Source organism: Holdemanella sp. MSK.7.32 (genome assembly GCF_024460475.1).
Classification (GTDB): Bacteria; Bacillota_I; Bacilli_A; order Erysipelotrichales; family Erysipelotrichaceae; genus Holdemanella.
The window spans coordinates 1-9,753 of the sequence record NZ_JANFYN010000063.1 but is presented as its reverse complement, the minus strand read 5'-3'; the positions used below and the strand labels follow the sequence as shown (position 1 = coordinate 9,753).

The following is a 9,753-nucleotide window of genomic DNA, read 5'->3' as shown; positions in this document are numbered from 1 at the left end:
GATATTCTATCAGATTTTAAAAAGACTGTCGACAGTCACTTTGTCAACAGTCTGAAGAGATCTGTTGACAGATCTCTTTTTAATACATATAATTCAACTACATACAGAGTAAAAATATGTGCGTTAAGTGTCTTTAACACGGGGAGTTGGTTAAGGAACGAAAAGTTATTCTTGCGGTACATATTTTGCATCCCGCTGTTGTGATCGAAAAAATTAAAGACTTTCTTTTTTTGTATCGCAATATGGAAAAAGGAGGTCTTTTTATATATGAATCAATACTTTGTAATGTTAAAAGAAAATGCACGCTCATTAAAAAACGTGCGTGTTATCGTAGGTGTGGCATTATTTTTTGCCCTAAATGTTATTCTTAACTTATTTGGATCCATCCAAATCACAAACCAGTTAAAACTAGGCTTTGCTTCCATTGCGACAGCTGCCAGCTGCTTACTTTATGGACCTGTTCCAAACTTAGTGCTTGCACCATTACTAGATTTAGTCAATTACATGGTCAAACCTGTGGGTGCATATTATCCAATCTTTATGATTTCTACTATGGCAAGTGCATGTATTTTCTCAGCATACTTCTATAACTGCAAAAAAATCACTTGGATTCGCGTCATTTTATGTCGTATTACATATGATGTAGTTGTTAGTTTATTCTTAAACACACTATTCACATCGATGTTATGGGGAACACCATTCTTAGTTATTGCGAGTCCGAAATTAATCAAAAACTTAATTTCATTGCCATTCCAAGTTGTTATTTTATATTTAGTAATGAAAACATGTATTCAATTAAAGCCAAAGGTGAACCGTTAATAGGTCCACCTTTTTTACTGCAATTTAAACATGTCTTTTTTAGCTCCACAAACTGGACATACATAATCATCTGGTTCACTTTCAAAATCATCCCCATCATATACATATCCACAAACACTGCATACCCACTTTTCTTCTTTTCTATATGTAGGTGCTTTCGCAGGAGCACTCTGTTTTAATACATTATGATAATACGCATAGGTCATTGGTTTACCAAAATCACCTTTCTTGGCATCAACGACTTTTGCCAAGAATACAAAGTGTGTTCCTGCATCCATCTGACTTTGTACTTCACACATCATGTATCCTAATGCATCATCTACAACAGGCAATTCTCTAAACAAATGATGATTCAATTTTACCCACTTATCTTTATCTTTTCCTGTTTGAAAACCTAAATCCGAAATAACTTGTGAATCTATTGTTTCAGGCAAGATTGATAAAGAAAAACACTTACTTTTTTCAATTAATGAACAAGTATAATTATCCTTATTCATACTCAAAGCAATTAGCGGTCCTATCGTAGAAACCTGAAATACAGTATTCACAATACATCCGCATTCGCGCATGCTGTCTTTTACACCCACGGCATACATACCATAAGAAAGATCATACAAAACTGTGTTGTCCATAAGAACACCTCCCTTGTTACTTCTATTGTAGCAAGTTTAGCGGTTATATTCCATATAACTATTTTCTTTCTTCAACACACTTCTGTAATTTACTCATCGTCTGCTTCAAGCTTTTCATTTCTTCTACAGACACATCATTAAATAATGTTTTATTGATTTTACCAATCTCTTCATCAATAATCTTTAAAATAGGTTTACATTCATCTGTTAGTTGTAAATGGTGTATTCGACTATCTTTTTCATCTATGCAAGTACAAATAAGTCCCTTTTTCTCCAACGAATCAACACTTCTAGAAATCAGAGTCTTTGAAACGCCTAACACCACTTTTAATTCCGTACTTGTTGTAATAGTTGAATTATTCTTTAAAACAATCAAGATAGATATTTCATTTGGTGAAAAATTAAATTCTTGAAAACTATCTTTTATTTTTTTTGCATAATAATCTCTCATTTGATTCGATACACGCAAAAAATCCTCAATTGTAAACATATTATCGCTCCAGTCTCAGCAGAACAATTGTAAGCGCTAAAATAGGGCGTGTCAAACATTGCCCCATTTTTCTAATACTTCTCCTACATAATATAGAGAACCACATAATAAACTGTCTTCTTTTGTATCTAAAAGTCTTGAGATCAACTCATCTACTGTAATAATAGGATACCCTAATTTTTCTAATGGATATAAACGAGCACTCGATATTTCTACTAATGTAATGTCTTTACTAATGGATTGAAGTAATTCAATCATATGTGGCGCGTCCTTCTCTTTTAATACCGAAAAATAAATCTTTCCTGTAAAATCCTTCAAAGATTGTGTCAACGCTGTTATTCCATGTACATTGTGTGCTCCATCTAATAAAACCAATGGATCTTTTCTAAGAACCATATATCTGCCTGCCCATTGAAAATGATCAATTACTTGTTGAATTTCATTTTCTTCGAGCCAAATTCCCAGTACATTCAACGTTTCTAATGCTAGAGATAAATTTTTAGCCTGATATAATGGTGGATTCAAATGAAATGTCATACCATTCCATCTCAATACATCCGTTTCTTGACAATCAATAAAACATAGTGGTGTTTTCATATAATCTGCAACAAGCTCCATTACTTTTTGGCATTCCGGTTTATCTTCGGTTGTCAGAGCAGGAACATTTGGTTTAAATACACCTGATTTTTCATAAGCGATTTGTTCGAATGTATCCCCTAAATATTCCGTATGATCAAGTCCTACATTAGTAATTAAGCAGGCTTTATAATCCAAAGCTGTTGTCGCATCCAAACGACCACCCATCCCAGCTTCAATAATGCAGTAATCAACTTGTTGTTCAATAAAATAAGCCATTGACATCCATAGATCCATTTCAAACATTGTCATCTTATGTAATAAGAATAACTCTTCATATTGATCATAGATTCTTTCCCAATCAGCTAAAGTAATACATGTATCATTCACGCGTATTCTTTCTGTATGATGAATCAAATGTGGAGATGTAAAAACCCCTACTTTATATCCTTTTCTCATCAACAAATCTCTTAGCCAAATTGAAGTACTTCCCTTTCCGTTTGTACCAGCTACCTGAATCTTTTTTAAGGCTGTATGATTTGGCATTGCATCCGTTAGCCATTGTCTGAATTCTAATAGGTCATGGTTTTTTCCACGACAATTTTCCATTTTATTAATTTTCTCTTGTACATTCATGGTATTATTATATCACTAAAGAAAGAAGTGAATCACATGATTATGCATAACGACTGGGATCAACTGTTTGATCAAGAAATACAAAAAGATTATTTACTAAATTTACGCTATTTTTTAGCTAAGGAATATAAGACAAAAAATATTTATCCTGCAAAAGAAAATATTTTTGCAGCCTTTAAAACAACTTCTTTAAAAGATACAAAAGTTGTTATTTTAGGACAAGATCCATATCATGGTCCAGGACAAGCTCAAGGTTACTCATTTAGTGTACCAAGCAACTTTCCTTTACCTCCATCTTTACAAAACATGTATAAAGAACTAGAAAATGAGTATCAAACTCCTGTACATCGCACGGGTGATTTGACCGACTGGGCTAAACAAGGAGTACTATTAATGAATACTATCCTTACAGTTGAAGAGCATAAACCTTTATCTCATCAAGATAAAGGTTGGCAGAATTTTACAAATGAAGCTTTAAGATGGATCAATGAAAAGGATGGCCCTGTTGTATTTTTATTATGGGGATCTAAGGCTATCCAAGCCAAGAAATTACTAACAAATCCAAAACATTTAATTCTCACAAGTCCGCATCCAAGTCCTTTAAGTGCTTATCGAGGTTTCTTTGGAAACAATCATTTTAAGCTTGCGAATGAATATCTAATTAAAAACAATGAAACGCCTATCCAATGGATATAGGCGTTTTTCTTATAGTGCAAAAGAAAAAAGAAGCATCATTCTTGATACTTCTAGTCTTTCATTTCATTGAACACTTGTAATGCTAAGCAGCCAAGTCCCGTATGAATTCCGACTGCACTTACTAAATTGATTACTTTTACTTTAGCACCTTCTATTTGGCTTTCAATCTTTTGTGCATATTCTTTTGCTGCTTCTAATGCATCAACATGTGCAACAATAAATGTATAATCAGAATTTACATTTAATTCTTTTAAGTGCTTAATAACACGATCTTGTGCACGTGTCATTGTACGTACTTTATCTAATACATCCACTCTTCCATTTGTACTTTTACCAATATGCAAAATAGGTTTGATTTTCAATAAACCACCTAATGCGGCAGCCATCGGTGTCAATCTTCCACCACGTTTCATATGATCTAAATCATCACACAACAACACAGTTTCACAACTATCCGCAATGCTTTGTAGTTTTTTAATAATTTCATCAATTGGAATGTTTGCTTCATACATCTTTTTAGCTGTCTCAATCATACATCCTTGTTCAACCGCTGTGCAATAACAGTCAACACCTACAAATTTCATTTCTAATTGATTCGCAATCATTTCCATAGAATCTAATGTTCCGGATAATCCTCGACAAATAGGAACCGCAAAAATTGTGTCATATCCTTCATTTTTTAATTCTTCAAAACAATCTTGAATTTTGCCTAAACTTGGTAAAGATGTTTTTAAAACCTTTTTCTCATGTAATTTTTGAATCACTTCTGAATATGTAATTTCGGTATATTCATCTTTTGATTCACCATCACAAGTAATTTGTAATGGAAGACAATAAATTCCTTTTTCTTTCCAATAGTCTGGATGCTGGCCTGTTCCGGTATCCGTCACAAATGCAATCTTCATGGCTAGGCCCCCTTTACTTTTTTCACAAATTGAACGCCTACAGCACCTAATCCTGTGTGTACTGCAATAACGGCATACATTGGATCTGTATGAATTTGAATGTCTTCACCAAACACATCGTGTAGCTCATCTATCGCAATTTGTGTACCTTCTTGATTTTCTCCGTTTAATACATAAAATTCATAATCTTGTGCATTCGCATCTTTTGAAATCACTTTAACAGCTTTTTTAATAGCTTTGGACATTGTACGTACTTTATCAAAAACATCGACTTTTCCTTCCGTATTTTTAGATACTTCCAAGATTGGTTTAATTTTCAACATTCCTGCAAGCTTAGCTGCCATTGGAGTTAATCGTCCTCCCTTAGCTAGATGATCTAAATCTTCTGGAATTAAAAAACCACGTGAATGATCTACGCTGTCTTTTAAACGTGAAATGATTTCTTCTGGGTGTATTTCTTGTTCAACTAATTTTTGAGCTGATAACACCAAATATTTTTCCACTCCTAAAGTAGTATAGATATCTAATGTATGAATTTTAACCCCATGCCATTTACCAGATGCCTGTATTGCCTGATTTGTTCCTGATAATCCATTTGATAGAGTTATCAAAATAACATCCGTAATACCATTATTTTTATATGATTCTAATAAAGACTCAATATCGCCTAATGGTGGCATGCTTGTTTGAGGCATAAAGCCTCTTTCTAAGAATGAATTTAATTCTTCTACGGTTAAATTCACCCCATCTAAATATGTTTTATCTTCTATTTGAACCTGTAAAGGTAAAAAATCAATTCCTAACGCTTGTGCTTCTTGTTTGGTTAATCCACAACCACTTTCTGTCAATACTCGAACCTTCATTAAAACCCTCCTTTTTTTGAAATCATCCTAATCCTAACATGAAATATTAATTTTCTCAAATGTCTGATATAATTAGTGTGAGGTGATTTGTATGAGCGCTTTCATTTCTTTTAAAAATGTAAAAAAGACTTATCATATGGGCGAAATCGACATACATGCGTTAGATGATGTGAGTTTTGAAATACAACAAGGCGAGTTTGTGATTATCGCAGGAGCCAGTGGTGCTGGTAAAAGTACTATCCTAAATCTACTGGGTGGAATGGATACTGTCAGTGAAGGAAGAATCATTGTAGATGGTCGTGAAATCAGTTCTTATAAAGAAAAGGATATGACACTTTATAGAAGATATGATGTTGGATTTGTTTTCCAGTTTTATAATCTAGTTCAAAATCTTACTCTTCGCGAAAATGTTGAACTTGCAACACAAATTTGTAAGAAACCACTTGATATAGATGAAACTATAGAACTTGTTGGGCTAAAAGATAGAATGTTCAACTTCCCTAGCCAGCTTTCTGGCGGTGAGCAGCAGCGTGTTGCAATCGCAAGGGCATTAGCTAAAAACCCAAAGCTTTTACTTTGTGATGAACCCACAGGTGCCTTGGATTATCAAACAGGTAAGCAGGTTCTTAAGGTCTTACAAGATACGTGTAGAACGCAAAATAAAACTGTTATAGTTATTACCCACAACTTAGCATTAACACCAATGGGAGATAAGGTCATTAAAGTTCGTAGTGGAAAAATTGAAAGTATTACATGTAATGAGCATCCTATGGATGTAAATGACATAGAGTATTAATATGCCTTCTTCTTATTTAAAAGATATTTTCCGTGAAATTAAAATCTCCCTCGGACGTTTTCTATCTATCCTTTGTATTGTCGCAATAGGTGTGGCATTCTTTGCCGGCATTAAAGCGAGTGCACCGGATATGAAAAACAGTGCCGATATGTATTTTGATACATATAATGTTCAAGATATACAAATCTATTCTACTTTGGGACTTACCAAGAAAGATGTAAAGGCCATTCAAAAATTAAAAGGTGTCAAATCCGTACAGCCAAACTTTTCAATGGATACATTGTCTCAGATTGATTCTACACAAATGGTCATTAAAGTCATTTCTTATGAGATTGATCAAAAGATGAATAAGATCCGTGTAGTCGAAGGAAGAATGCCTGAAAGAGAAAATGAGTGTTTGATTGAGGCTAGTTCTGCTACAAATAAATTATATGGTACTTTCCATATTGGAGATACAATCAAATTACAGAGTGGTACAGATGAAGCTTTATCTAACTCCTTGAAAAACACAAAATATAAAATTGTAGGTACTTGTTATAATCCGAATTACTTATCTTATGAGAAAGGATCAAGTAATATTGGATCAGGAACGGTAAACTCTTTTATATATATACAAAATTCAAATGTTTTAAAGGATTATTATACAGAAGTTGATGTTTGTGTTAAGGGTGCTAAAGAATTAGATTGTTATAGCGATGCATATTTTGATGTTGTTGATCCTGTATTAAAAAGAATCAAAAAAATCGCAAACAAACAAATCGATGTACGTATTCAGTCTTATCAATCTGAATTAGATGAAAAAAAGCAGGAAGCAAACGATGAATTGAATGATGCAGAAAATAAATTAAATGATGCTCAAGATAAGATTGATTCGGGTCTTGCAGAGATTCAAAGTAATGAAATTAAGCTTCAGAATTCTAAAAATCAAATTGATCAAGGGTGGAATGAATATTATGCAAATTTACAATTATTAGATAATATTCCTACTTTACAAAATGCGATTGCTCAAATTGAAGAGAGTGAGCAAAAACTTCCTGAGTTATTGTCTCAGAAAGAACAAGCTGAAAATGGTTTGAATCAAATTAATGCAGCAATGGATGATCTTAATATGCAACGTAAAATGATTCAAGATTCTATTGATTTGATAGACATCTCAATTGAAAAGGCTCAAAACACGCCTACTACAGATGAATCATCTGAAGCTATAAAGAATAAAGTAATTGAAAACCTAAACAATGGAAAAGTATATCTGCAAGGAAAAATCGCTGAAATTGACAGTACAATAGCTAAAAAAGCTGAGTTAGAAGCGGCTATACCACAACTTCAGGATGCGATTGACCAAATCCAAGCAGGTGTCGCAAAAAAGGCTGAATTACAATCTCAGTTAAATCAGTTATTAAATGCAAAAAATCAATTAAACAGTGCCTATGTTAATTTAATAAATGGTGAATCTCAATATGAGGATGGAGTATCCAAAATTCAAGATGCCAAAAATGAAATAAATTCAAACATGGAAAAGCTAGCACTATCTAAAGCAGAGTTTAATGTTCGAAAACACGATGCATTAAGAGAAATAAATGAGGCACAAGAAGAAATTGATAAGATGGAAGGTAAATGGATTGTTTTAAATCGTGACTCCCATTATTCTTATCGTGATTATGGTGCTTGTGCAGATCGTATGGACGGTATTGCGAAAGTATTCCCTGTATTCTTCTTCTTAGTGGCTGCTCTAGTTTGCATGACAACGATGACAAGAATGGTTGATGAACAAAGAAATGAAATGGGAACTTTAAAAGCTCTTGGTTATTCAAAAAGTCAAATTGCATTTAAATATATAATCTATGCATTTAGTGCAAGTGTTTTAGGATCTATTTTAGGATGTTCTTTAGGAATGTATTTGTTCCCAACTGTCATCTTTAATGCTTGGAACACTTTATATAACATTGAAAAAATTCATTTTTTATTCCAGCCTGGTCTTATCTTATTAGCCAGTGGCTCTGTAACTGGTATTACTTTACTAGCCACACTATATTCTATTTATAGTGAATTAATTGAAATGCCTAGTCAGTTAATGCGTCCTAAAGCTGCAAAAGCCGGTAAGAAAATTATGCTTGAAAAAATTCCATTTATATGGAAACGATTGTCTTTCTTACAGAAGGTAACCGCAAGAAATATTTTCCGTTATAAAAAACGATTCTTCATGACAATTATAGGAATTGCAGGATGTTCTGCCTTATTAGTAGCTGGCTTTGGTATTAACGATAGTATTTCTGATATTGTAAATCAACAATATAATGTCATCTATCACTATGATGCCACAATTTCAGCCAAATCAAGTGAAATGACATCTCAAATCCATTCTTTAAAGGGTGTTAAAGAAGTATATGAGGAAGATCATCTTGCAGTAACTACGAAGATTGACAATAAAGACATTTCTACTACGGTCCATATTATTTCAAATGATGATAAATTCAAAGATTTCTGTACTTTATTTAACGGTAACAAAGAGTTTGATATTGATGATTCTTCAGTATTAATATCTCAAAAAATGGCTACTAAATTGAATAAAAAGGCTGGAGACATGATTACATTTAAAGATGCCAATAATAAAGTTATTAAAGCTAAAATCAAAGGTGTATTTACAAATTATGTTGGTCATCATATATATGTCAGCAAAGCTTTGTATGATAGTTGGAATACCAAGGCGAAGACATCGCACACTTACTTGATTAAATCTAAAAAGACAACTAAGAAGTTTGAACGTAATTTAGGTAATAAAATTATGAATATTGACGGTGTTCAGAGTGTAACTTTCTATTCATCTCTACAAAAAAACTTTAAAGACATGATTAGTAGTATTTCCTATATCGTTGTTGTACTTGTTATTTCAGCAGCATGTCTTGCATTTGTAGTTTTATACAATCTAAGCAATGTTAATATTTCTGAAAGAAAACGTGAGATTGCAACAATTAAAGTTCTTGGTTTTACAAGAAAAGAAGTAGATGCATATATCAATCGTGAAACCGTTCTACTAACCATTTTAGGTTCATTGATTGGTTTAGTAATTGGTGTTGGATTACATCACTTGATTATGAACTTAGCTGAAATGGATGATATTATGTTTGGTAGAACAATCAATTCAATATCTTATGTGATTAGTTTTGTGTTGACAATTGGTTTCAATGCGATTATCAATTTGTGCATGCATAAAAAATTAAATAACATTCAAATGGTTGAATCATTAAAAGCTGTGGAATAACCCCACAGCTTTTTTGTATTAAAAAGGACTATATAAAAATAGTTGGGGTCTAGATACGCTATAAGATTACATAGGGTAATG

9 protein-coding genes and 1 riboswitch are annotated in these 9,753 nt (G+C 32.8%); of the genes, 4 read left to right on the top strand and 5 right to left on the bottom strand.

The window, feature by feature from the left end; all coding sequences use genetic code 11:
- The first annotated feature begins 102 nt into the window (after positions 1–102).
- Positions 103–200: riboswitch (THF riboswitch) on the top strand.
- Between the two features lie 67 nt (positions 201–267).
- Positions 268–819, top strand: a complete 552-nt coding sequence (locus NE544_RS11050) for a folate family ECF transporter S component (RefSeq protein WP_118012191.1) — start codon at positions 268–270, stop codon at positions 817–819.
- 14 nt (positions 820–833) lie between these two features.
- Here NE544_RS11050 and NE544_RS11045 read toward each other — a convergent pair whose 3' ends face one another.
- From NE544_RS11045 to NE544_RS11035, 3 genes are read right to left on the bottom strand one after another with little or no spacing between them, the layout of a single operon-like run.
- On the bottom strand, positions 834–1,451 hold the full coding sequence (locus tag NE544_RS11045) for a flavin reductase (RefSeq protein ID WP_256269370.1): 618 nt from the start codon (positions 1,449–1,451) through the stop codon (positions 834–836).
- A 58-nt stretch (positions 1,452–1,509) separates the two neighbouring features.
- A complete protein-coding gene (locus NE544_RS11040; protein ID WP_256269369.1) occupies positions 1,510–1,941 on the bottom strand; it encodes a MarR family winged helix-turn-helix transcriptional regulator in 432 nt (143 codons plus the stop codon).
- A 51-nt stretch (positions 1,942–1,992) separates the two neighbouring features.
- Entirely contained in the window at positions 1,993–3,126 is a 1,134-nt protein-coding gene (locus NE544_RS11035; RefSeq protein ID WP_256269368.1) for a folylpolyglutamate synthase/dihydrofolate synthase family protein, read from the bottom strand.
- Positions 3,127–3,195: 69 nt separating this feature from the next.
- Here NE544_RS11035 and NE544_RS11030 point away from each other — a divergent pair, with 69 nt between their 5' ends.
- Positions 3,196–3,849, top strand: coding sequence for a uracil-DNA glycosylase (locus NE544_RS11030; protein WP_118114950.1), 654 nt, complete (start codon positions 3,196–3,198; stop codon positions 3,847–3,849).
- 50 nt (positions 3,850–3,899) lie between these two features.
- On the opposite strand, the gene NE544_RS11025 is transcribed toward NE544_RS11030, so the two are convergent.
- Together NE544_RS11025 and NE544_RS11020 are read right to left on the bottom strand one after the other, a co-directional pair.
- Positions 3,900–4,754, bottom strand: coding sequence for a DegV family protein (locus NE544_RS11025; protein WP_118114931.1), 855 nt, complete (start codon positions 4,752–4,754; stop codon positions 3,900–3,902).
- Positions 4,755–4,756: 2 nt separating this feature from the next.
- The gene (locus NE544_RS11020) at positions 4,757–5,617 is read right to left on the bottom strand and encodes a DegV family protein (RefSeq protein WP_256269367.1); all 861 of its coding nucleotides are present in this window, start codon (positions 5,615–5,617) and stop codon (positions 4,757–4,759) included.
- Positions 5,618–5,708: 91 nt separating this feature from the next.
- Here NE544_RS11020 and NE544_RS11015 point away from each other — a divergent pair, with 91 nt between their 5' ends.
- Together NE544_RS11015 and NE544_RS11010 are read left to right on the top strand one after the other, a co-directional pair.
- Positions 5,709–6,413: an ABC transporter ATP-binding protein gene (locus NE544_RS11015; RefSeq protein WP_256269366.1), complete on the top strand. Its 705-nt coding sequence runs from the start codon at positions 5,709–5,711 to the stop codon at positions 6,411–6,413.
- Position 6,414: 1 nt separating this feature from the next.
- Complete coding sequence (locus NE544_RS11010) at positions 6,415–9,672, top strand: FtsX-like permease family protein (RefSeq protein ID WP_256269365.1); 3,258 nt, start codon at positions 6,415–6,417, stop codon at positions 9,670–9,672.
- Positions 9,673–9,753 lie beyond the last annotated feature (81 nt).

Coding starts and splice junctions, on each gene's coding strand:
- NE544_RS11050 (WP_118012191.1), top strand. CDS start 268: ATGAATCAATACTTTGTAATGTTAAAAGAAAATGCACGCTCATTAAAA.
- NE544_RS11045 (WP_256269370.1), bottom strand. CDS start 1,451: ATGGACAACACAGTTTTGTATGATCTTTCTTATGGTATGTATGCCGTG.
- NE544_RS11040 (WP_256269369.1), bottom strand. CDS start 1,941: ATGTTTACAATTGAGGATTTTTTGCGTGTATCGAATCAAATGAGAGAT.
- NE544_RS11035 (WP_256269368.1), bottom strand. CDS start 3,126: ATGGAAAATTGTCGTGGAAAAAACCATGACCTATTAGAATTCAGACAA.
- NE544_RS11030 (WP_118114950.1), top strand. CDS start 3,196: ATGCATAACGACTGGGATCAACTGTTTGATCAAGAAATACAAAAAGAT.
- NE544_RS11025 (WP_118114931.1), bottom strand. CDS start 4,754: ATGAAGATTGCATTTGTGACGGATACCGGAACAGGCCAGCATCCAGAC.
- NE544_RS11020 (WP_256269367.1), bottom strand. CDS start 5,617: ATGAAGGTTCGAGTATTGACAGAAAGTGGTTGTGGATTAACCAAACAA.
- NE544_RS11015 (WP_256269366.1), top strand. CDS start 5,709: ATGAGCGCTTTCATTTCTTTTAAAAATGTAAAAAAGACTTATCATATG.
- NE544_RS11010 (WP_256269365.1), top strand. CDS start 6,415: ATGCCTTCTTCTTATTTAAAAGATATTTTCCGTGAAATTAAAATCTCC.